Origin of the sequence: Paenibacillus sp. MMS20-IR301 (genome assembly GCF_032302195.1) — a bacterium.
GTDB lineage: Bacteria > Bacillota > Bacilli > Paenibacillales > Paenibacillaceae > Paenibacillus_AQ.
This window is the reverse complement of record NZ_CP135275.1, coordinates 4221607-4244354: the sequence shown is the minus strand read 5'-3', so window position 1 is coordinate 4244354 and position 22748 is coordinate 4221607. Positions and strand designations below refer to the sequence as shown.

At 54.8% G+C, this 22748-nt stretch carries 22 protein-coding genes and 1 riboswitch; of the genes, 17 read left to right on the top strand and 5 right to left on the bottom strand.

The window, feature by feature from the left end; all coding sequences use genetic code 11:
• Window positions 1–154: 154 nt before the first annotated feature.
• The 5 genes from cobT (at window position 155) to LOS79_RS18210 (ending at window position 4696) form a co-directional block, all read left to right on the top strand.
• On the top strand, window positions 155–1216 hold the full coding sequence (cobT, locus tag LOS79_RS18230) for a nicotinate-nucleotide--dimethylbenzimidazole phosphoribosyltransferase (protein ID WP_315411480.1): 1062 nt from the start codon (window positions 155–157) through the stop codon (window positions 1214–1216).
• Window positions 1213–1770: a bifunctional adenosylcobinamide kinase/adenosylcobinamide-phosphate guanylyltransferase gene (gene cobU / locus LOS79_RS18225; protein WP_315411479.1), complete on the top strand. Its 558-nt coding sequence runs from the start codon at window positions 1213–1215 to the stop codon at window positions 1768–1770. Before cobT ends, cobU begins: the two co-directional genes overlap by 4 nt.
• The gene (gene cobS / locus LOS79_RS18220) at window positions 1767–2579 is read left to right on the top strand and encodes an adenosylcobinamide-GDP ribazoletransferase (protein WP_315411478.1); all 813 of its coding nucleotides are present in this window, start codon (window positions 1767–1769) and stop codon (window positions 2577–2579) included. Before cobU ends, cobS begins: the two co-directional genes overlap by 4 nt.
• Window positions 2580–2828: 249 nt before the next feature.
• A complete protein-coding gene (locus LOS79_RS18215; protein WP_315422311.1) occupies window positions 2829–4367 on the top strand; it encodes a cobyric acid synthase in 1539 nt (512 codons plus the stop codon).
• A gap of 2 nt (window positions 4368–4369) precedes the next feature.
• Window positions 4370–4696: a YnfA family protein gene (locus LOS79_RS18210; protein WP_315411477.1), complete on the top strand. Its 327-nt coding sequence runs from the start codon at window positions 4370–4372 to the stop codon at window positions 4694–4696.
• Window positions 4697–4834: 138 nt separating this feature from the next.
• On the opposite strand, the gene LOS79_RS18205 is transcribed toward LOS79_RS18210, so the two are convergent.
• A complete protein-coding gene (locus LOS79_RS18205; protein WP_315411476.1) occupies window positions 4835–6523 on the bottom strand; it encodes a methyl-accepting chemotaxis protein in 1689 nt (562 codons plus the stop codon).
• A 330-nt stretch (window positions 6524–6853) separates the two neighbouring features.
• A riboswitch (PreQ1 riboswitch) is annotated at window positions 6854–6899 on the top strand.
• Window positions 6900–6910: 11 nt separating this feature from the next.
• Here LOS79_RS18205 and LOS79_RS18200 point away from each other — a divergent pair.
• On the top strand, window positions 6911–7636 hold the full coding sequence (locus tag LOS79_RS18200) for a queuosine precursor transporter (protein ID WP_315411475.1): 726 nt from the start codon (window positions 6911–6913) through the stop codon (window positions 7634–7636).
• Window positions 7637–7712: 76 nt separating this feature from the next.
• Here the strand turns inward: LOS79_RS18200 and LOS79_RS18195 are convergent, their stop codons facing one another.
• Window positions 7713–8807, bottom strand: a complete 1095-nt coding sequence (locus tag LOS79_RS18195; protein WP_315411474.1) for a M24 family metallopeptidase — start codon at window positions 8805–8807, stop codon at window positions 7713–7715.
• A 186-nt stretch (window positions 8808–8993) separates the two neighbouring features.
• On the opposite strand from LOS79_RS18195, the gene LOS79_RS18190 reads away from it, so the two are divergent.
• Window positions 8994–10310 (top strand): PQQ-dependent sugar dehydrogenase, encoded by a 1317-nt coding sequence (locus LOS79_RS18190; protein ID WP_315411473.1) that lies wholly within the window; start codon window positions 8994–8996, stop codon window positions 10308–10310.
• A gap of 296 nt (window positions 10311–10606) precedes the next feature.
• On the opposite strand, the gene LOS79_RS18185 is transcribed toward LOS79_RS18190, so the two are convergent.
• Window positions 10607–11338, bottom strand: a complete 732-nt coding sequence (locus LOS79_RS18185) for an MBL fold metallo-hydrolase (protein WP_315411472.1) — start codon at window positions 11336–11338, stop codon at window positions 10607–10609.
• A 207-nt stretch (window positions 11339–11545) separates the two neighbouring features.
• Here LOS79_RS18185 and LOS79_RS18180 point away from each other — a divergent pair, with 207 nt between their 5' ends.
• Both LOS79_RS18180 and LOS79_RS18175 read left to right on the top strand, forming a co-directional pair.
• A complete protein-coding gene (locus LOS79_RS18180) occupies window positions 11546–12388 on the top strand; it encodes an SDR family oxidoreductase (RefSeq protein ID WP_315411471.1) in 843 nt (280 codons plus the stop codon).
• Between the two features lie 27 nt (window positions 12389–12415).
• Window positions 12416–12919, top strand: a complete 504-nt coding sequence (locus LOS79_RS18175; RefSeq protein ID WP_315411470.1) for a GNAT family N-acetyltransferase — start codon at window positions 12416–12418, stop codon at window positions 12917–12919.
• A gap of 44 nt (window positions 12920–12963) precedes the next feature.
• On the opposite strand, the gene LOS79_RS18170 is transcribed toward LOS79_RS18175, so the two are convergent.
• Window positions 12964–13308: a winged helix-turn-helix transcriptional regulator gene (locus LOS79_RS18170; protein WP_315411469.1), complete on the bottom strand. Its 345-nt coding sequence runs from the start codon at window positions 13306–13308 to the stop codon at window positions 12964–12966.
• A 90-nt stretch (window positions 13309–13398) separates the two neighbouring features.
• Between LOS79_RS18170 and LOS79_RS18165 the strand changes: the two genes are divergently transcribed.
• The 8 genes from LOS79_RS18165 to LOS79_RS18130 all read left to right on the top strand — a co-directional run bounded on the left by LOS79_RS18165 (window position 13399) and on the right by LOS79_RS18130 (window position 20625).
• Window positions 13399–13659: a YqkE family protein gene (locus LOS79_RS18165; RefSeq protein WP_315411468.1), complete on the top strand. Its 261-nt coding sequence runs from the start codon at window positions 13399–13401 to the stop codon at window positions 13657–13659.
• Window positions 13660–14019: 360 nt separating this feature from the next.
• Window positions 14020–15468, top strand: a complete 1449-nt coding sequence (locus LOS79_RS18160) for an RtcB family protein (protein WP_315411467.1) — start codon at window positions 14020–14022, stop codon at window positions 15466–15468.
• A gap of 2 nt (window positions 15469–15470) precedes the next feature.
• Window positions 15471–16757, top strand: a complete 1287-nt coding sequence (locus LOS79_RS18155) for an AAA family ATPase (protein ID WP_315411466.1) — start codon at window positions 15471–15473, stop codon at window positions 16755–16757.
• A gap of 252 nt (window positions 16758–17009) precedes the next feature.
• Window positions 17010–17513, top strand: a complete 504-nt coding sequence (locus tag LOS79_RS18150) for a sigma-70 family RNA polymerase sigma factor (RefSeq protein ID WP_315411465.1) — start codon at window positions 17010–17012, stop codon at window positions 17511–17513.
• A complete protein-coding gene (locus LOS79_RS18145) occupies window positions 17506–18702 on the top strand; it encodes an anti-sigma factor (RefSeq protein WP_315411464.1) in 1197 nt (398 codons plus the stop codon). The genes LOS79_RS18150 and LOS79_RS18145 overlap by 8 nt, the downstream gene beginning before the upstream one ends.
• Before the next feature lie 104 nt (window positions 18703–18806).
• Complete coding sequence (locus tag LOS79_RS18140; protein ID WP_315411463.1) at window positions 18807–19313, top strand: metallophosphoesterase family protein; 507 nt, start codon at window positions 18807–18809, stop codon at window positions 19311–19313.
• A gap of 117 nt (window positions 19314–19430) precedes the next feature.
• The gene (locus tag LOS79_RS18135) at window positions 19431–19904 is read left to right on the top strand and encodes a GNAT family N-acetyltransferase (protein WP_315411462.1); all 474 of its coding nucleotides are present in this window, start codon (window positions 19431–19433) and stop codon (window positions 19902–19904) included.
• A 10-nt stretch (window positions 19905–19914) separates the two neighbouring features.
• The gene (locus LOS79_RS18130; RefSeq protein ID WP_315411461.1) at window positions 19915–20625 is read left to right on the top strand and encodes an HAD family hydrolase; all 711 of its coding nucleotides are present in this window, start codon (window positions 19915–19917) and stop codon (window positions 20623–20625) included.
• Window positions 20626–21319: 694 nt separating this feature from the next.
• On the opposite strand, the gene LOS79_RS18125 is transcribed toward LOS79_RS18130, so the two are convergent.
• Entirely contained in the window at window positions 21320–22438 is a 1119-nt protein-coding gene (locus LOS79_RS18125; protein WP_315411460.1) for an FAD:protein FMN transferase, read from the bottom strand.
• Between the last annotated feature and the right edge of the window lie 310 nt (window positions 22439–22748).

Genomic DNA, 22748 nt, shown 5'->3' with positions numbered 1-22748 from the left:
CGGCCAGACAGTGGAAGCTCCCTTCTTCGCAGGGGGCTTTTTGGCGTTTTCCAGTGTCTGCGCAGGCCGGCTATGAATCAGAGCTGCTTAAAGGGATTCATTGATGTTCTGCAGCGGGACTCTCGCCCGCAATCATATAACAGGAGGTAATATCATGATCACAGCCATTCAAGAAGTAACCGGACGCATATCTCCGCCTGATGAAAAAGCTACACTGCAGGCGGTGCTCCGCCTGAACAGTCTGACCAAGCCGCCGGGAAGCCTCGGGCGGCTGGAGGCGCTCGCCGTCCGCCTTGCCGGTATCTCCAAAGTGGAGCAGCCCCGTTATGACAAACGGACAGTAGTGGTAATGGCCGCGGATCACGGGGTATGCAGTGAAGGCGTAAGCGCATTCCCGCAAGAGGTTACAATGCAGATGGCCTATAACTTCCTTAGCGGCGGTGCGGCAGTCAATGTACTGGCCCGGCAAGGCGGGGCAGAGGTGCAGTTCGTGGATATCGGCATTAATGGCGATATCATCCATCCGCAGCTGATTGACCGTAAGGTGCGCCGGGGCACGGACAATATGGCGGCCGGCCCGTCGATGAGCCGTGATGAAGCGCTGCGGGCCATTCTGGCCGGCGTACATGTAGCCCAGGAGGCGGCGAAGAACGGGACGGAGATTTTTATTACGGGCGAGATGGGGATCGGCAATACGACGGCTAGCGCTGCGGTGCTGTGTGCACTGGAGGGTATTCCTGCGGAAGCGGCAGTTGGACGGGGCACCGGAATTGATGATGAACGTCTGCGTCACAAAATCTCGGTTGTAGAGCGCTCGCTCCAGGTTAATAAGCCGGATTCTGCAGATCCGGTGGATGTGCTCGCCAAGGTGGGGGGACTGGAGATTGCCGGCCTGGCCGGGCTGATTCTGGGGGCGGCGGCCCTGAGGATTCCGGTTATCCTGGACGGCTTCATCTCCGGAGCGGCAGCCTTGATTGCCAAAGCGCTGGCCCCGGAAGCAACAGCGTATATGATAGCTTCCCATGTCTCCGGTGAGCAGGGCCACAAGCTGATGCTGGAGCGGCTGGGCCTTGAAGCGCTGCTTGATCTCGGGCTGCGGCTCGGCGAAGGAACCGGCGGGGTGCTGTGCCTGCATTTCATTGAGGCGGTCTGCCGGATTATGCGGGAGATGGCAACCTTTGAAAGCGCGGGGGTCTCCGGATCGGAGAAGCCATGAGCATTCTTGTAACCGGAGGCGCCCGCAGCGGCAAAAGCGGCTTCGCCGAGACCCTGACCCGGAAGCTTGCGCATCCGCAGCAGGCGGTATATGTGGCGACCGGCCAGGCCTTCGATGAAGAGATGCAGGCGCGGATCGACCTGCACCGGCAGCAGCGCGGTGAGGGCGGCGGACTGTGGGAGACGGTAGAAGAGCCGCTCGAACTCGCGGCGTTGCTGGACAAGCTGTCCGGCGGCGGCCGGGCGGTGCTTGTGGACTGCCTGACACTGTGGCTGTCGAACAGGCTGCTGTCGGTGGAGGAGCATAAGGACAGGCAGCAGCTGGTAGAAGACGAAATTGCGCGGCTTGCACGGAGTGTAGCCTCGTTCCAGGGGACGCTTATTCTCGTGACTAATGAAGTAGGCGACGGCATTGTGCCTGAATATTCACTCGGCCGGCTCTACCGTGATCTGGCCGGACGGATGAATGCAGGTCTTGCCCGGCAGTGCAGCCAGGTATTCCTGGTCACAGCCGGAATTCCGGTAGAGCTGAAGAGCCGGGAGTACCTGCTGTGAGCGCGCGGGGGGATGCTTCTGCCGCTTTTCAGTTTCTGTCACGCTTCCCGGTAAAGTACAGCCCGGACTTCTCGGCGGAGCTGCTGCGGCGGAGCGTAGTCTATTATCCGCTGGTCGGTGCGGCGATCGGCCTCAGCGCCGCGCTGGGTGCGGCAGCCGCAGCCTGGCTGCTGCCGGCCTGGCCTGCCGCTGTCATCACCCTTATCCTGTGGACGGGGCTGACCGGCGGGCTGCATCTGGACGGCTGGATGGACAGCGCCGATGCACTGCTCAGCTACCGCTCGAGGGAGCGGATGCTGGAGATTATGAAGGACAGCCGTGTCGGCGCTATGGGTGTGCTGGCCTGTGTGCTGCTGCTGCTGCTGAAGGCCTCGCTGCTGGCGGCATTCATCGAAGGCGGCGCATACAGCATGCTGCCGCTGCTCCTGCTGCCGCCGGTGTGGAGCCGCTGGTACATGGTGCGGGCCATGGCCCGCTATCCGCTGGCCCGCGGCAATGAAGGGCTGGCCGCCAGCTTCGGCGGGCTGCCTGCCCGGCAGGAGCGGCGCGCGCGTCTCACCGCCGCGCTGCTCACCCTGGCCGCAGCCGCAGCACCGCTGGCGCTCGGCGCGGGCACAGGGGCCTGGCCGCGGCTAGCGGCAGCGGCCATCCTGGCGCCGGCGGCAGCGGCAGCCTGCGGCAGGCTCGCTGCGCGGCGGATCAGCAGCCGGCTCGGCGGGCTCACCGGCGACGTCTACGGCGCGCTGAACGAGCTGCTGGAGGCGGTGGTCCTGCTTGTGCTGGTGCTGCTGCAGCACAATCTCCAGTAGCGTCAGCACCTGCTGTTGCCCTTAACGCGCAGCGGCCCACTGCCCTAACGGGCTAATCGCCGTACACTTAACACAGCGCCGCTGCGGCACGAACTGAGCTGCACCGCCGGGAACCCCGGCAGCAGCAAGAAACCGAGGAGGACGAACATGGAAGATACAGCTGCAGCTCAGGCTGCATTCGCTTCTGCCCCGGCCGGCTCCCGGGCAGCGGCTGGTCAACCTGATCAGCTGCTGCCCGGCGCTGTGCTGATGGTGCAGGGAACAGCCTCCGATGTCGGCAAAAGTCTCGTCACTGCTGCCATCGGACGGATTATGATGCAGGACGGATACCGCACCGCGCCGTTCAAGTCGCAGAATATGGCGCTGAATTCCTACGTAACAGAGGGCGGCTTAGAGATCGGCCGGGCTCAGGGCATGCAGGCGGAGGCCTTCGGCATCACAGCCACCAGCGATATGAACCCGATTCTGCTGAAGCCCTCCGGGGAGATGAGTGCACAGATTGTGGTGCACGGAGTGCCGCATGCGGCGCTTAGTGCGAGAGAATACCGCGAGAAATTTCTGCCTGAAGCAAAAGGTACCGTGATGGCTGCGCTGAACCGGCTGCGGGAGGCTTATGAGGTTGTCCTGATGGAAGGGGCAGGCAGCCCGGCGGAGATTAATCTCAAAGCCCGGGATATCGTCAATATGAATCTGGCCGGCTGGGCGGATGCGCCGGTGGTGCTGGTGGCCGATATCGACCGGGGCGGCGTTTTTGCCTTCATCGTCGGTACGCTTGAGCTGCTGGAGCCGCATGAGCGGGCCAGGGTCAAAGGCTTCATTATCAATAAATTCCGCGGTGACGTCTCGCTGCTGCAGCCCGGGCTGGACTGGCTGGAGGAGCGTACCGGCATTCCGGTGCTCGGCGTCTTGCCGTTTCTGCCGCAGCTGCGGATTGAAGCGGAAGACTCCGTAGTCCTGGACAGCGCATCCGGCCGCCAGCGTACGGATTCAGAGAGGGAGCTGGACATCGCCGTTATCCGTTATCCGCGTATTTCCAACTTTACCGATTTCGATCCGCTGGAGGACGAGCCGGATACAGCGGTGCGTTATGTGGCATCGGCAGATGAGCTGGGAACGCCGGATGCCATCATTCTTCCGGGGACGAAGAATACCGCGGCTGATCTGCAGTACTTGCGGGAGCAGGGATTCCCGGAGGCAATCGGGCGTGCGCTGGGCGAGGGATGCCAGCAGCTTGCAGGGATTTGCGGAGGATACCAGATGCTTGGCCAGAAGCTGCTTGACCCTGATGCGATCGAGAGTGCTGAGCCGGGAGAGAGTGAGGGGCTCGGGTATTTGCCGCTCTCAACTACGTTTCTGCCGCAGAAGACTACCGTCCGCGTTAGCGGAAAGCTGGCGGACGGGCATCCGCTGCAATTAAGCGGGGAGCATCACGGAGCTGTTTCCGGTTACGAGATACATATGGGAAAGACTACAAATCTGGACACAGCTTCCGTATCCGGCCTGTTCAGCCTGAACGGGCCGGAAGGCCAGGCAGTGCCGGAAGGCTGGGGAACAACGGACGGGAGAATCTGGGGCAGCTATCTGCACGGGCTGTTCCATAATGACGAATTCCGCCGGGGCTGGCTGAACGGGCTGCGCCGGTCCAAAGGACTGGCGCAGCTGTCTGTGACCTATTCAGCGGCAGCGCTGCGTGAGCAGGAGTTTGACCGGCTGGCGGATACTGTCAGGAAGCATCTGGATATGCATGCTGTTTACAATATTATGGGCTTGCCGGGAAGAGAGGAATAACAATGGCTATTGCGGTGCTGTTGTTCATTGTGGCGGGTCTGGCTGAGATCGGCGGCGGTTATCTGGTCTGGCTCTGGCTGCGGGAATCACGCCCGCTGTGGTACGGCCTGCTGGGGTCATTCATTCTGATCGCTTACGGGATTATCCCGACGCTGCAGAAATTCCCTTCCTTCGGGCGGGTTTACGCCGCTTATGGCGGAGTATTCATTGTCCTTGCCGTACTGTGGGGCTGGCTGGTAGACCGCAAAACCCCGGATCTCTACGACTGGATTGGAGCCGGTATCTGTGTGATCGGCGTCTCGGTTATTCTGTGGGCGCCAAGACACTGAACAGGCGAAACTCCGGGTATATAAAAAAGCAGTTCCAACAGCCACGAGGCCTTAGGAACTGCTTTTTTGTGTAACATTATAAGAATTTATATGCATACAGAATAACTTGTCCTTCTATTTTCCGCTGAAACACCAAGCTTAAATTTTGAACTGCCCGACAGCCTTCTGCAGCTTTACGGCCTGCTGATGCAGATGCTCGACGGTCAGCGCATGCCCTTCCAGCTCCTGGTGCTGCCGTGCGGAATTGTCTGTCAATGTAGCCGCGCTTTGCTGAGATTTGGCTGTAATCTGCGCAGTTTCCTCCACGGAGGCGCTAACCTCTTCGGTGCCTGCGGAGATCTGCTGGGTAGCGGCAGAGACAGACTGGATGCTGTGATTGATGCTCTGGATCAGAATCAGCAGGTGGTTAAAGGCATTCCCCGCTTCGACAACCTTGTTCATCCCTGAAGCCACTTCCGCATTCACATGATTCATTTCAGATACGGAGTGGTTCATATCTTCTTGCAGGCCGAGCAGGAATTCACGGATTTGTTCATTGGATTCCTTAGACTGCTCAGAGAGCTTGCGCACTTCACCGGCAACAACAGCGAATCCCCGGCCGTGTTCTCCGGCACGCGCAGCTTCGATGGAGGCGTTAAGCGACAGCATCTGGATCTGTTTTGTAATTTCGGTAATGCCCTGCACAACTTCCCCGATCATAAGGGAGCGTTCATTCATAATGCGGAACTGCTCCATGGACTGAATGGAGGCCTGCTCCACCTGGCGCATCTGCTGGACAGCACTCTGGGCAATTTCATTGCCGCCCATGGCTTCTGCGGAAGCTTCGCTGATCTGTTCGGTAACCTCTCCGGCAGCGGAAGCGATATGCTGGATACCGATGTTAATCTCATCCATGGCCCGGGAATTGTCCAGTGCGCTGCTGGCAATCATCGTGCTGCCTTTACCGATCTCCTCCACAGAGGAAGCTGAATGCTCAGCCATCGTGTTCAGCACCTGTACACGTTCCTTGAGGTCATTGGAATCAGTAACGACTGTACCGGAGGTATCAAGCACATGTCCGATCATCTCCTTAAGCCGTTCGCTCATGATCCGGAAGCTCTCAGAGAGCTGGCCTACCTCATCACTGCCTTTTATGGTGAGGGTCTCAGTGAAGTCGCCTCCGGCGAGCTTATTGCTGTAAGCGGCAAGCTGCGTTATCGGGCGGGTAATTCTGCGGCTCATAAATGCGGCTGCGGACAATCCGATAATAAGCGCCAGCAGGGTAATACCCGCACTGGTCCAGAGTATACTGTTCATTTTATCCTGTACAAATCCTACATCCGAGCTTACACCTACAATCATCGTGGTACCAGGAACCCCGACATATGCAGTCTTATGTACACCGTGGCTATCGGCATAAATTTCACTTAGTCCCGCTTTACCTTTGGCGGCTTGCTCCATGGCTGGCCATACCTGAATCGATTCCTCCGGCTTAAGTTTGGCAACGTGGTCTGCAGTCAGGACTGTGGCTTTGCCCTCCCGCAGATCGATGAGGAATATGGTCTCCACATTATGCTGTTTTCTTTTTTCTTCAAAATAGAATTCGACATTCGTCCTGGCCTGCTCATTTTTATTAAGGGTCTGCTGGGCGCTGGTCGCGTTCAGACTTTTATATACATCCTGTGCTGAGGCAGTCAGCTGCTTGTTGATCTGCGGCATAACGTAGCTGTCGATGGTATTAATGGATATGAAGTAGAAACTGATGCTTAGTAAAAGCGAAGTAAGCAGCAGAACGACGAACAACAAAAGGATAAACTTACGGCTGATCGATTTTTTGAAGCTTAACATTTCATTCTCTCCTTTTCTGTTAATTGCATTCTTCTCCCAAGCCGGACCAAAAGCCAGGCAAGCTGCAATATATTCCATAGGTGTAGGTCATATATGAAGCTATCGTAAGCGGGAATGTAATTGATAACTATTCTATAGAATTAACCCCCGGTTGAATAGTGAAAGTTAGCTATATGTCATATAATTTTCTGAAAAGAATGAATATTTATTGAGTCTATCATCAATTTTCGGAGAAATGTTAGTATAATATAGTTTTCATGAAAATTTGAAATTTTATAGATTGTTAGCTGACGATGTGATAAAGTATTAATGTTTTGTGTCTAAAACTTGCTGGCCGCGGTTCGTAACCATCCCGCGTAAACAAAACTAGGAGGAGTTAGTTGATTTATGTTCAACTTGTTATGGGGTATTCTGTTTGTAGTTGTTAATTTTGTGTTCTTTCTGCTCTGCTACCGTTTATTCGGTAAAAAAGGGCTTTATGCCTGGGTCGGCATGGCAACCGTGGTCGCCAATATTCAAGTAGCCAAGACGATCGCGATGCCTTTCGATATTGTCATGACCTTGGGGAATACGATGTATGTCACACTGTATATGACCAGCGATCTGCTGAATGAACGCTACGGGCGGAAGGAAGCGCGCGGCGCTGTCTGGTTCGGATTCTTCACGCTGCTGATGACGACAGTCATTATGCAGATGGTGCTGGTGTTTAAGCCGCAGGAAACGGATATTGCCCAATCCTCGCTGCAGACGATTTTCGGCCTGATGCCGCGGCTTGCCCTGGGCAGCCTTACCGCGTATTTCATCAGCCAGTTCCTGGATGTGCGGCTGTACGCCTGGATCCGCAAGTATTATGGCAGCTCGCGTCAGCTGTGGATCCGCTCCAACGGCAGTACGATGGTCAGCTCTTTTGTCGATACGCTGATCTTCTGCACCATTGCTTTTGCCGGACAGTATGACTGGATGGTATGGACAGAGATCCTCCTGACCACCTATCTGGCTAAATTCATTCTCACCGCTGCCGGCACACCTGTCCTCTATCTTGCCCGTTCCTTCAGGTTTGCTGAAGAAGAGCAGCAGGGCGGCACACCGGCAGCTACACGCAACATCTCATAGATAACCCGTATAGCAAAAAGCCCCAACCTCCGCGTTATAATCCGGAGATTGGGGCTTTATTGCTGTGTTTTGTGAATTACAGGCTCAGCACAGTCAGCTCTTTCGGGAAACTGGTCAGCGTCTGCGGGCCTTCGGCTGTTACCAGCACATCATCCTCAATCCGCACACCGCCGAGTCCCGGCACGTAAATCCCCGGCTCTACGGTGAACACATTGCCGTTACTGATCAAATCGGTATTCAGTCCGTGAAGGGAGGGATATTCATGTGTATCCATGCCAAGGCCGTGTCCGACCCGGTGCATGAAGTATTCACCGTAGCCGGCGGCTTCAATCACATCGCGTGCGGCCTTATCGACGGAACCGTAAGTAGCCCCGGCAACGGAAGCGGCAATCCCGGCTTCATTGGCAGCAAGCACGGTATTGTAGATCTCTTTTAACTTAGGGTCTACTTCGCCTACAGCGAAGGTGCGGGTAATGTCAGAGGCATATCCTCCAGCGTAGACGCCAAGATCGAACATGAGCAGATCGCCATTCTGGATGATGCGTTCCCCCGGCACCCCGTGCGGCAGCGCGGTTTTGGGTCCGGAGAGCACCATGGTGTCGAAGGAGGGGCCTGCGGCACCGGTCTTTTTCATCAGATATTCAAGCTCGGCTACCAGCTCGATCTCGCTGACACCGGATTTGACATGTGCCAGGCCGCGGCGGAGAACCTCCTCCACAAGCTCAGCGGCATGCTTCATGATGGCAACTTCCTCAGGCGTCTTAATCACGCGCATCGCCCGGAGCAGGTGGCCGATGTCGCTGAAGGAGCCGGCCTTGACCGCTTCAGTTAGGAGTTCATAACGGCTGACGGAGAAATGCTCCTTCTCAATGCCGAAGCTGCCCGGATTAACACCGCCGAAGCGTGATTTAAGCAGCTCGTACGGGTTATCCGTGTCGCTGTGCGTCAGAATCGTCTTGACGGAGGAGGCGGCATGCGCTGCTTCGGCGTCCAGCGCCGGGACAATCAGCACAGGCTCCTCGCCGCGGATCAGCAGCAGGCCGAGGAAGCGCTCATGCGGGTTGCTGGCGAAGCCGGTCAAGTAATATACATGCTTGGGATCAGTTACGAGCAGAGCATCGAGGCCGCCGGCCGCAAGCTTCTGCTCCAGTTTTAATAAAGCTTGATTCATTTAGAGTAGTTCCCCTTTCATCTGCACACTAGAACAGCAATGTTCTCATTATAGTGCATAATTTGGGAGGCTGCACGTACCCGGAACTTGCGCCGGGCGGAGATTAGTGAAGGATAATGCCGGGTAATAGTTGCCAAAATCCTTAACGTGGGCTGTTCCCACTTATTTGAGCAGGAGGTAATGCAAATGTCCGGAACATCCATCCGCTCCCGCAGCTTTCTGTTGTGCGGAGCTTTAATTCTGCTGACGGGACTTCTGTCAGCCTGTAGCACATCTTCCGGTGGCAATGAGGTGCAAGGGAAACTGGAAGGCCGGAATCCGCAGTTTGATGCACAGCCTGCTAAGAACCAGTCCCCGCCGGGGGAAGGGCCGCAAGGAACTGCGGCGGAAACGCCAGGAGTGTCTGCCGGGGCGGGGGAGACCGGTCAAGGGACAAAGCCGGGAAGTGCTACGGTCGGGCCGAAGCAGCCGGTAACCTCAGCTTTTCCTTATACTGCGCATACTTTGGCAAGCGGGCTGAATGTTCCCTGGGAGATGGCGTTTGCCCCGGACGGGCGGATTTTTTTCACCGAGCGCCCGGGCAGCCTGCGCGTGATTGAGAACGGGAAGCTCCGCAGTACTCCGCTGCTGGAATTGAAAGCACCTTTTGTCAGCAGGGGGGAGGGCGGATTACTGGGTCTTGCGCTGGATCCGGCATTTAAGAGCAACGGCTTAGCTTATGTCTATCATTCTTACCGCAGCAAGGAGGGCGGGGTGGCGAACCGGGTACTTCAAATTAAGATCGGCAGCAGTACAGCAGCAATTAATAAGGTGCTCATGGATAACATTCCAGGCGACACGAATCATAATGGGGGCCGGATTAAAATTGGCCCGGACGGTTACTTGTACATCACCACAGGCGAGCGGTATGAGCCGGATCTGGCCCAGGACCGGAATAGTCTGGGCGGAAAAATCCTGCGTATTACCACCAGCGGTGCCATCCCGAAAGATAACCCGCGGCCGGGATCACCGATTTACAGCATGGGACACCGCAACCCGCAGGGCCTGGCTTGGCAGCCGGGAACCGGAGTGCTGTACAGCTCGGAGCATGGCCAGTCAAGCCACGACGAGATCAACATCATTCAGGCTGGTGCTAATTATGGCTGGCCGCTGATCGAAGGCGATGAGACCGGAGCTGCCAGACTGAAGCTGGCCGCTCCGCTGGTGCACAGCGGAGAGGAGACCTGGGCGCCGTCCGGTATGACCTTTATCACGCAAGGGCCTTGGAAGGGTGAACTGCTGGTCGCCGGTCTGGCCGGAGAGCAGCTGCTGCGGGTGTCACTGTCCAGCAGCGGCGGAACTCCTGTTGTAACAGGCCTGTTCCAGGAGGAGTACGGACGGATCCGCAACGTAGCAGAAGGGCCGGACGGCACGCTGTACCTCATGACGAACAACCGGGACGGCAGAGGCAGCCCGCGCGCCGGGGATGATAAGCTGATTGCGCTGCATCCTAACTGGAAGTGAGTGTTCCGGCGTTTGCTATACTGTCTTGATGTTAACTAACCCGATGTTGATCACTGCCTGTTTGGCATTACTCAGCAACGCGCCGGTGCCGGGCTTGCCAGAACGGTTGCTGTCACGGCATCACATTGTATTCGGATTTTCACATACAATTGGCCCGTATGCCCTTATAGTAGCCAAATGTATTCGGTTTTCCGCATACATTTGCCGTTTGCCAATTACAAAAGGCTGCCCGCCCGCAGATCATGCTCTGCAGGCGGGCAGCCTTTCTATGTGACAGGAGACTGCGAAGCTCCGGCTCAGAGTCCGGCTGTAAGCTCCGCAATGAGTTCCTGCGGGCTGCCGTCATAATATCCGCCGTGGTAGCAGAGGATACTCTGGACCGCTAACCCCTCCAGCTTATGCAGGCTGCGGAGCGCAAGCGGCATATCCGGTGTAGCGGATTCAGCCGGCCCGGCCAGCTTGCCCTCTACGACCCGCAGCTCATCGGCAGCGAGCAGCAGCTTTTCCTGCGGGAGGTAGAGGCAGATATGCCCTGGCGTGTGGCCGGGGGTATGGATCACTTCGGCACCACCGCCCCAAGGGAGCTGCTGGCCGTCATGCAGCTCTGTGATTTTCCCGAGCTGCGCCAGCTGCGACAGGAATGCGTTGATCTGTTCTTGAAAAACTGGCGGCATCTTACTGATCCGCTCAGGTGTCATCTTGAGCATCGTTTGCCGGCCGGAGATTACCGGAATATCACCGGGATGCGCAAACAGCTGCACACCGGGAAGTTCCCGGACCAGCACCGGAAGATTGCCGATGTGATCGATATCCTGATGGGTCAGAATTATACGCTTGATGCTGGAGAGGTTCTCACCTGCTTGCTCAATGGCCTGAATCAGCGAATCGTATTGGCCGAACATGCCGGTGTCGATCAGCGTCAGTCCATCGTCATCTTTTAAGAGCACAGGGTAGATCAGAGTTGGTCCCAGCACAGGGGACATCATAGGTACGGTCAGTACAATAATATTCGGTCCAAAATTATTCATTATTTCCGGATAGACTCCGGATCCACCTCCCGCATTTTGAAATAGGATTGTTCATTTGAAGCAGAAATAAGCAGCTTTAAGCAGCGATTGCCTGCCCGGGGGCTAGTTCCCCTTGGTGAAATGATGTAACATAATCATAAAACATGTACTCTGAAAAGGCCATGCCAGGCCCCGCCGGGCAGGTCCGCGAGAGAAGGGAAGATGACCATGAAAGGAAAAACCGTGCTGGTCACGGGGGCGAATTCCGGAATGGGACTGGCTACGGCAATAGATATGGCGCGCAGAGGAGCTGCTGTAATTATGGCCTGCCGCAGCCGCAAACGCGGGGAGGAAGCACTTTCCGAAGCAAAACGTCAGAGCGGCTCGGAACAGATCCGGCTAATGCTTTGCGATCTGGGTTCATTTGCAAGCATCCGTGCTTTTGCCGGGGAATTTACAGCCAGCTATCCGGTGCTTGATGTGCTGATTAATAATGCGGGCGTGGTGGCTGTCAAACGTGAGCTTACGGAAGACGGCTATGAGCAGGATTTCGGTGTGAATCATCTGGGTCATTTTCTGCTGACGAATCTGCTGCTGGATACGCTCAAGGCTGCGGAACAAGGAAGGATTGTAGTTGTGGCCTCCGGTGCTTACAAGATTGGCAAGCTGTATCTGGAGGATCATACGCTGTCACGCGGTTTCAACCCGGCTAAGGCGTATGCCCGTTCCAAGCTGGCTAACATTCTCTTCACCCGCGAACTCGCCGTGCTTCTGCAGGGTACAAGAGTTACTGTGAACTCCGTCCATCCTGGCGCGGTGGGGACAAGCATCGGGGTGAACCGGGAGACAGGCTTCGGGCGCTCGCTGCTGAAGCTGCTGTCCTATTTCTTCCTGACTCCAGAGAAGGGGGCAGATACGGCGATCTATCTGGCAACTGCACCGGAGCTGAGTAAGGTAAGCGGGCAATACTATTACCGCCGCAAGATCCAGGAACTTTCCCCGCGTGCTGCAAATGCTGAAGAAGCTGCTCGTCTGTGGCAATGGAGTCTGGAACATACTGGACTTAAGTAACACACAACTTTGAGGAGGAATAGCAGCATGAATTGGCAGGCCTACAGCATAGAGGATGCAGTTTTTGAGGATTTGGGGGCGATTGTGGAAATTTATAATTCGACGGTTGCCGGGAGAATGGTGACAGCAGATCTTGAGCCGGTGGGCGTGGAGGACAGAGTGAAGTGGTTCCATGAGCATAACAGCCATCACCGACCGCTGTGGGTACTAAGACAAGGCAGCGAGATTGCGGCGTGGTTCAGCTTCCAGTCGTTCTACGGACGTCCGGCGTATAATGGAACGGCGGAGATCAGCGTCTATGTAAATGAGAAATTCCGCGGCACTGGTGCCGGGAGCCTTCTGCTGGCCAAGGCAGTCGAGGAATGTCCGCGGCTTGGCCTGCAGAACCTTGTCGGCTTTGTGTTTGGCCATAACGGGCCAAGCCTCTCGCTGCTGCGGAAGTTCGGGTTCGAGCAGTGGGGCCTGCTGCCGGGTGTAGCCGTTATGGACGGCATCCCGCGTGACCTGGTAATTATCGGCCGCAAGCTGTAAATGTATATATCGCATACCATGGACGTGTTGCAGTGCTTGAGTATTTATTGCGGAGCGGGTGATTCCTTCCGGCATTCCTCTTCCGTAATCCAGGATTCCGACCAGACCTCCAGATCACGGATGACGGATTCCAGCGCCCGGCCCTTGTCGGTAAGTGAATATTGAATCCTAACAGGCGTTTCGGGAAAAACCTCGCGCAGGACAATTCCTTCCTGCTCCAGTTCCTTCAGCCGTTCGGACAAAAGTCTGCCGCTGACCGGCAGTGAAGCCTCGATTGCGCCGAAGCGCTGAGGTCCCTGCAGCAGCTGATAGATGATTAAGCCCGTCCAGCGTCTGCCGATAATATCCATGCTTTTTTGTAACCTTGGACATAACTCTGTGGATTTCATTAGGCTCACCTCTTACTGTACATTATAAACGAAAAGACCTATAACTAAAACAAATTTGAACTAAATGGACTACTTGAAAGGATGATTCACTTGGCTAAAAAGAACAAAAATATCCCGGCTTCCCGCCCTGCGGCAGCGGATGCTCCGGCAACACTGAAGGACATGCTCAGCCGGGAGGTGCTCGATAAGCTGAAGGCGCAGTCGGATGCGCTGAAGGCCGAAGAGCAAAGTAAAAAGGAGGCTGTCCTGAAGGAAGCAGAGGACAAGCGCAAGGCAGAGCAGAAGCGTCTGGAGAATGATTTTGGGCATCTGCTGGAGAACAGCAATCAGGACTGGCATAAATTTAAATAAATTAAACTTTACCAGTTTCAGGGTTGACAATGGGCAGCAGCGCCATTTAATATTGGGTTTATCATTAACAGAAGGGAGGCCGATGGGTCATGATTGGAACAAATGGATTGAGAACGTATCGTAGCCGCATTACAACCGCATATGAACCATCTGATCTCATCGCCTTCGTCCGGAAGACATAATGCGCAGCCTGCTCATTACGTCACAATTCTATACGGGTGTGCTTTGAACTGGCGGTAGCTTGCATTTGAAGCTGCACCCAGCGCTCCGGAGCCGTGGATCAGAACTGATCTGCGGCTCTTTTTGTGTTATTTGAAATCAAGAAATACTTTACCAACCTGAGAGGAAATGAAAAAATTTATGAATAGCATTGAGCAGCTTGGAGGCTACGAGCCCCGTTATAAACATGAGGTAGCCCTTCCGGCCGGCGACCTTAAGGTATACGCCAGTGAGCAATTGTTTGGCACACTGGATTACAAGGTCATGGAAATGGCTAACAACAATCTGCAGATTCCGAATATAGAATACATGAGTTATACTCCGGATGTGCATGTAGGCGTCGGAACCTGTATAGGCACAACGGCAGTCTGGGATGCGGCTTCAGGCTATGTATCCCCGTCCATTGTGGGCAGTGACATCGGCTGCGGCATGCGCGTGCATTTGACCAATCTGCATGCGGATGATCTGCGCGATGTGAAGCTGCGCCGGAAGCTGGTGCGCCGGATCGAGCAGTATTTGCCGATGGAGGCGCAGCAGCGCGGCCATTACAGTGATATCCGGCTGGAGAATATCGTGCGCAAAGGGCTGCACGGCCTGCCGAACAAATATGTTCCGGACAGCTATACGCCGAAGAAATCAAGTGCGCTGTCTCATGTGGAGATCAGCAAGCTTAGCTTTGATGAAGAGATTCTTAACGAGCTTCCGGACATGGCCTGGCACCGGGGGCACCGCCAGCTTGGCACCCTCGGCGGAGGCAACCATTTCGTCGAGATCCAGGCGATTGAAATCGCCGAGGAGCAGCGGGAAGTAGCGGAAGCCTGGGGGCTTCAAGACGGACAGATCGCCGTCATGATCCATTCCGGCTCCCGGGCCTGGGGCGGCATGGTCAACCAGTTCTGCACACCGGCCTTCGCCAAGGCCATGGGCCAGCTGGGACTCGGCAGCGCCGATCCGCGGCTCATGTATGCTCCGCTGAATCATCCGCAAGGCCGGCGGTATGTTAATCTGATGTATTCCGCACTGAACTATGCGGTGGTGAACCGCCATCTGATCGCTTACGGAGTCCGTGAGGCTTTCCGTGAGGTGTTCGGCACGAAATGTGAGCTGCGCACCCTGTACGACCTGATGCATAATTATGCCTGGGAAGAGGAGACAGCCTCCGGTACCAAGTTCGTGCACCGCAAAGGAGCAACGCGCGCCTTGCCGGCGGGTCATGAGGATAATCCGTCACCCTATAAGGCGACTGGACATCCGGCGCTGATCCCGGGTTCCATGGGTACTGCCTCCTACATCATGGTAGGGCAGCCCGGTGGGGAAGAGAATTATTACTCGATCTGCCATGGGGCTGGGCGTATCCGTTCCCGTACAGCGACGAAGCGGCTGGTGTCTGTGCATGATTTCGCCCGGTCGCTGAAGGTGGGGACGCCCGATGAGATTGTGGTGAATCAGCATTCCCTGGAATCTATCATTGACGAATCCCCCCAGGCCTATAAGAATGTAGATGAGATTATAGAAAGCGTTACGGGCGCCGGACTGGCTGCCGTTGTGGCCAGATGCACGCCGCTCGCAGCGATAAAGGGGACGAAATAAAAATGGAGCTGGAGAACAAGAAACCTGCTGTAATCTATGAGTACGATGAAGACAGAGCCGGAATCATTAAAGGCTACGATGTGTACGCGCGCCTGGTTGACGGGATCCTTGAAGCACTCTATGCCCGTTATGGTGTCCGCTATGAGCTGTATGCCAGTGATGATCCCAACAGTGAATACTGGAAGCTGCTGGAGAATGATGTGCAGAGCGGAGACGCCGGTGTGGAGCATGTGGCGCGGATTTTTGACCGGCTCGAGGACCGGACCTTCGTGTTCGATGATGAGAAGGAGCAGCCGGAGTATCATATCCATCTGTCGGTCCGCAACAATGTGCTGGCTTATCCGGCGATGGGCATTGCCCTGGCGCGCGTACCGGTATTTCAGGAGAACGGCATTAACTTTCAGGATTATGTGTTCGCCGCATCGGATGCGCAGCTGCAGTTCTTCCTCGGCAATGTGCGCACACGCCAGCGTGAGCAGAATATCAACAAGGTGACGGTATTCACCGACCGGCGCAACGGAATTTTCCGGGAGGATGAACCGATTACGCGGGCCGTCAAGCGGGAGGAAGTTGTTCTGGACGCTGCAATCAAAAAAGAGATCTACCGCTCACTCGACCAGTTCTTCGATAACGACCGCAGCTTCTATGTCACCTATGACATCCCTTACAAACGGGGAATTCTGCTCTACGGGCATCCGGGCAACGGCAAGACCACGCTCGTCAAATCGATTGCCGGCAGTGTTCCGGGACCGGTGCTCTACTGGCAGATTACGGAGTATACGAGCAGCGAATCAGTGAACGAGGTGTTCGAGGCTGCAGCCCGGCTGGCGCCGATGGTGCTGGTCATTGAGGATATCGACTCCATGCCGCAGGAGGTCCGTTCCTTCTTCCTGAACACGCTGGACGGGGCGACTTCCAAGGAAGGCATCTTCCTGATCGGCACCACCAATTATCCGGATAAAATCGACCCCGGTCTCATGAACCGCGCCGGGCGCTTCGACCGGGCTTATGAGATTAAGATGCCCAGCGAGGCGCTGCGGCTCGAATATCTGCAGCTGCGCGGCTTCTCCGCCTTCGCGGGTGAAGAGGGTACGGCCACGGCTGCGCGCCTGACCGCAGATTTCTCCCTGACCCAGCTCGGCGAGCTGTATGTCAGCGCGGCGCTGGAGTGGCATGAGAATGGTACAGCTGATGTGGAGACGCTGGTGCGCGGTATGCGCGGCGAGCTGGATAAAGGCCGCAAGCGGGAATGGATGAAGGATGCTTCGTCCAGCATCGGATTTTACTGAATGTTAGTGTAAGAGATAACAACAGATCACAGGTTATAAACAGGGAGCCGCGAGGCTCCCTGTTTTGCATGATTACGGAGGTCCGCGCCGAGCACCTGAATCATCTGATTTACGCTGTAGCCCCGCGCTGCTTGAACTCTGCCCCACACTCTTCGAACTTTGCTATAGTAGAATGGATAATTGCGGAAGTGAATTGCCTGGAAAGTGTAACTTTTGCCGTGTTCAGACGTGGATGGAGTGAGGGGGGAGGAGATGGGGCCGAATTCGCTGGATGATCTATACGAAAGTTATATTGCAGATATCTACCGTTATCTGTGCTCCCTCTGCCATGACCACCATGCAGCTGAAGATTTAACGCAGGAGACCTTCTACCGTGCTTATCTGTATCTGGAGGACTGTAAGGAAGAGAAGATTAAGCCATGGCTGTTCCGCGTAGCTTACAATGCCTTCGTCGATTACAAACGTAAAGAAAAGCGGAGTGTGTCCAGGGAGGAAGGGTATTTCAGCAGCTTGCCCCACCCTGAGACAACGGAGGGGATCCTGCTGCGCCAGGAACGCTGGGAAGAAGCGGCACTTGCCCTTAGCCGTCTGCCGGAGGGGCAGCGTCATGCCCTGCTGCTGCATGATTATCACGGGCTGACTTACAAGGAAGCCGCAGATGTTATGAACGTGGGACTGTCCCAATACAAGATACTGGTATTCCGCGCGAGGCAGAAGCTGCGTGAAGCGGAGCGGAGGAGGAACGATCATGAGTGAGGAGTTCAAAGCAAAGCTGCAGAAATACAGTGAAGGTACACTGCCTGAAGAGGAGCGCGGCGAGCTGGAGAGCGAGCTTGCGAAGCTGGAGGCTTACCAGGCCTACCTGGAGGAGCTGATGGAGCGGGAGGAGCTGGCAGCAGGTGCCTGGAAAAAGGCGCCACAGGGCAATGGCAAAGCTCCCGGACTTAAGAAAGCGGATAAGCGTGAGAAAAGGATTATCCGCCGCGGCAAGTGGAAGGCGAGGATCACCAATACTTTTACCGTCCTATCGGCATTCCTGATCTTCGCAGTTATCAGCAGTATCATTACTGCTGTGTTCTACAGCACGGGGAACCGCGGGGATATTTACAGAGATGTTGTGTCCTCGGCAATTGCCGTTGCCCGTCCCAATACTACGGTAAGACTTTCTTCCGATGCGCACTTTTTCTTCCGTATGGATCTTACAGGCAATTTGATGAAACAGATCGGTGGCGAGAGCTCGGATGTCGGCGATTATTCACAGCAGTTCCGGCTGGGTCTGTCTGGCCTCGGTAATTTTAACTGGACGGATGAACGGAATGCCGGCAACTATTTCTTTTATTATCCGGCCGCAGACGGTTCCGTCAGCGGCGGGGATGACAGCGCGGAGTGGAGCAAACTTACGAAGCTTCCCGAAGGCACTGTAGCCGAAGCTTATCTGTCGTTCGATCATTTATACACTACAGATGAACTGCTTAAGGAGTTTGAACCGCTGAATATATTGCCTGTATGGTTTGGCGTGGATACGGGGTCTGCTAATAACAGGAATGGAGTCGTTACAAGCCCGCTTGGTTTCCCCTACCAGCCGATCTGGCATGACGATGATATGCTGAAATCTGAAGTAACCACACAAAAAACAGGCTGGTTCAGCTCGGTATCCTCCTACAGCAGCATGTCACCTTCGGTTGAATCCTACGGGAGTGGTGATTTGCGTGATGCGAACTTCCTCAAGACGCTTAAGCTGCTGGAGGAGCATCGGACATTGGCCAGAAAAGCTGTTCCGTTTATTGAGCTTGATGGTTCCGTAGCCTATTTGGCGGAACACGGGGTCCGGATTTACGGCGCCGTCGCCACCGGGCCGGTCAAGGAACTGCTCAAGCTGCGCGAGGCATCCTGGGTCAGTAATCTGCGGGTAGGAGAAGTGCGGCTCTGGAATTGGCGGGATTAAGGAACAGGGGGAGTCAGGTTGCTGCAGTGCTTGCTTCTGTGTTCTGAGAATCGTACAATTCTTAGTATCAAATGGGCCGATTTGGGCATTAGGAGCTGAAGCAGATGAAAATTGGAGTAGTATCGGATACACATATGTCCCGGACAGCCAGGGGATTACCCCGTGCACTTGTTGAAGAGTTTCGCCATGTGGATATCATTTTGCATCTGGGGGACTGGGTGGCTCTGGAAATCTACGATATGCTGTCCGAGCTTGCCCCGGTAGAGGGGATTGCCGGTAATAACGATGGAGCCGAGATCATTAAGCGTTTCGGTGAGAGTAAGATTGTTACGCTGGAGGGTATGAAGATCGGGATGATTCACGGCCATGCGCCGTATTCGCGCAAGGGAACGGACGGGAATGCCCTGCTTGCTTTTGAAGGCCAGGATGTCGATTGTATTCTCTTCGGCCACTCCCATCAGCCGCTGATGCGCAGAGAGAACGGTATTCTGCTGTTCAATCCCGGATCACCTACAGATAAGCGCCGTGAGAAGCAATACTCCTTCGGCCTGTTGGAGATCGCAGACGGCAAGATTACGGCCCGCCATGTCTTTTATGATTCGAAGGAATAAAGCCAGCAGAGAGGATATTGTCTAAATATTGAGCAGTTCACTCCATGGTCTGCGTGAACAGTTAGGACTTAGAATGGGAATATAACTGTAGGCGGATGCCGGAAAGAGGGGACAGCAATGTTGAATTACCGGTTTGAACGGGCGGGTCTTGAGGATGTAGAGGAGCTTATCCCGCTCTTTGATGAATACCGCTGCTATTACGGCCAGGTCTCTGATCCGGAGGCTGCGCGGGTATTCCTGACAGCGAGACTTCAGGGTGAGGAGTCTGTTATCTTCGTAGCTGCCGCCGGTGAGGGGGAGGAGAAGCAGACGTACGGCCTGGCACAGCTGTATCCCTCCTTCTCTTCAATTACGGTTCAGCCGGTCTGGATTCTGAACGATCTGTTTGTGACGAGGGAGCAGCGCGGCCAGGGACTTGGTTCCCTGCTGCTTGAGGGAGTTCGCGGATTTGCGCAGGGTACAGGCGCCAAGGGCCTCACACTGTCAACGATGACGGATAATACCGGCGCACAACGTTTGTATGAAGCGCATGGGTATGTCCGGGACGAGAGCTTTTATACTTATAATCTATATTTCAGCAGTAACAGTTAGGAGCGTTTACGTGGAAACAAGCAATAAGCTGGCTATATTTTTTGATCTGGATGATACGCTGTATGACCATTTGGTCCCGTTCAGGGAAGCGGTGCGCGAGGTGCTGGCCCCTGATGAGGACAAGCTGGATTATGCTGAGCTGTTCTATACAGTGAGGCATCACAGCGATTTGCTCTGGCCGAAGTATTTGTCAGGAGAGCTGGAGCTGGAGGAGACGCGGGTGATGCGGCTGGAGCTGGCTTTTGCCGAATATGGCTTGCCCCTAAGCCGGGAGCAGGCGGCCAGGGTGCAGGCATCCTATATTGCCCGCCAGTACACGATCGAACTGATCGAAGGTGTTGCGGAGCAGCTTCAGCGGTTCATTTCGCTCGGCCATCCGGTAGGCATTATCACGAACGGCCCGCTTGCACATCAGACGGCCAAGCTGCGCGGACTGGGCATCGACCGGATCATTCCGCCGGAGATGATCTTCATCTCGGATGCCGTCGGTCTGGCCAAGCCGGACCCGGCAATCTTCGCCCATGTCAACCAAGTGTCGGGGACTGCTCCCGGGAACAGCCTCTACGTGGGTGACACCTGGGCCAACGATGTGGTGGGTGCGCTCGCGGCAGGCTGGAAGGTCTGCTGGTACAATCCGCGCGGACGGGAGCCCGGCACGGATCATACGCCGAGCTACACTTTTTCTAACTATAAGGAGTTCGGTGAGCTGCCGATTCTGTAAGACGGGATGGCAGAATGCCGGGATGAGCCGGCTGTAAAAAAACTGTTGGATGTAGAAGTAACCATAGATTTGTGGCTGAAATGCGGCCGGGTGCGGAAAAGTTTGCCGGCGCTGAAGCGGCCACAGGACGCGGAACTAGGGGCACTTCTGCCCCTGATTTCGCTGAAAAGCCTGCCGAGTGTGGAAATAAAGTTAAAAGTCCCACTAATTCCTCTGAAATGCCTGCCGAGTACGGAATTAAAGGTAAAAAACCCACTAATATACTCCGAAATGCCTGCCTAGTGCGGAATTAAAGGTAAAAATCCCACTAATATACTCCAAAATGCCTGCCGAGCGCGGAATTAAAGGTAAAAATCCCACTAATGTACTCCAAAATGCCTGCCAAGCACAAATCAAGGGTACTGGTTCTATATAAGAGAATTACAGACTTTACTCTTTGCATAAATGATGAGCATTTAATCGCATAAGTAATTACTTGTTCTACATTAAGTATCTCACGCACCTACACGAACTCACGTACTTGCACACGTACCCACTCAATGACACAGGTACACCCACCCACACACGCACACTAAATTCCACAACAAAAAAGATGCCCTCCATAAGGGAAGGCACCTGCTTCAGCCGTTCTTTTGTCTAATTACTCTGCGGTAGCATCACTTATTACTATGTTGCTCTACAACGTTACAACACATTACTCAGCAAAGCTATAAGTAGGGTCCGTGAGGTTCAATCTTTCTTTTAGGGCAGAGGTTGCATAAATCTTGTTGTCGTCCGTAATGAAGAAGGCTTCAACATCCTCCGGCAGTGCTTCAAGATACTTCATGCCTTCTTCCAGTCCCATCAGGAATACACCGGTGGACAAGGCATCCGCATCGGTTGCGTTCGGGCTCATGATTGTAATGCTCTTCAGCCCATTCTGCGAAGGGTAGCCTGTACGCGGATCAAGAATGTGGTGGTAACGCACACCATCCTGCATGAAGTAGCGCTCATATACCCCGGAGGCGTCAATGACCTCGTCGGAGATTTTGATTGTACCGAGCTGGGTGCCGCGGCTCTGATCCGGGTCCTGCAGGCCGATGTTCCACGGCGAGCCGTTCGGCTTGTTGCCAAGAGCGATGATACTGCTGCCCCCGAGGTTAATCATTGCGCTGTCCAGGCCCTGAGCCTTGAGATAGTCGGCGATCCGGTCAGCAGCGTATCCTTTGCCGATCCCGCCCATGTCCAGCACCATACCTTCTTTTGCGAGCTTAACCGTCTTGGCAGCATCATCCACTATTACATCCTTATAGTTGGTCAGACTCCGCGCCTTATCAATATCGGCCTGGTCGGGTACATGCTCTCCGCCTTCACCGATCGCCCAGAGATCTACAAGCGGCCCGACTGTCGGGTCATACAGCCCGTCCATTTCTTCGGCATACTTCAGGGACAGCTTCACAATATCCAGCGTTTCATCGGATACGGCAACAGCTTCCTTGCCGGCTGCCTGGTTCACAGCATACAATTCGCCATTTTCCTTCGTGCGGCTGAACTCGACATCCATCCGTTCGAGCATGGCCTGGATATCATCCATATTCTTCTGTTCTACGGTATTGCCGAAGACCTTGATGTTAACAACGGTATCATAAATATAAAACGTCTGTTCCAAGGACTTCGTATCGCCATCCTTCGAGACGGTTGCACCGCCGGGAGTTTCAGTAGCAGTCGTGCTGCCATCGCCCTTGTTGCCGGTGAGCATCCAGATTAATGCTGCAGCAACGATCACAATGACGAGAGCGGCCAGAATAAGTGTCGTTTTCTTGTTCTTAAACATGTTCCACCATCCATAAAGTTAGTTTCTTAATCACATCCTTATTATCATACCCCAGAAAGAATGGCAATGGATACTAATTTCATGACATTTTATGCAGAAGAGCGGCGGGTCAAGCTGTAGAACTCCAATTCAGAAGGTTTGGTTTACTGTGCTGAAAGGCATGCATGACTAGATGGAGGAACGTTGCAGTAAAAGTTAGCAATCACACACAAGTTTAGGCATTCCGCCGTAATATATCAACAGCATAGGGAGGTGCTCAAGCTGAAGAAGAGTGAATGTGATAAGGGCCCGATCCGGATGAAAAGAAAGC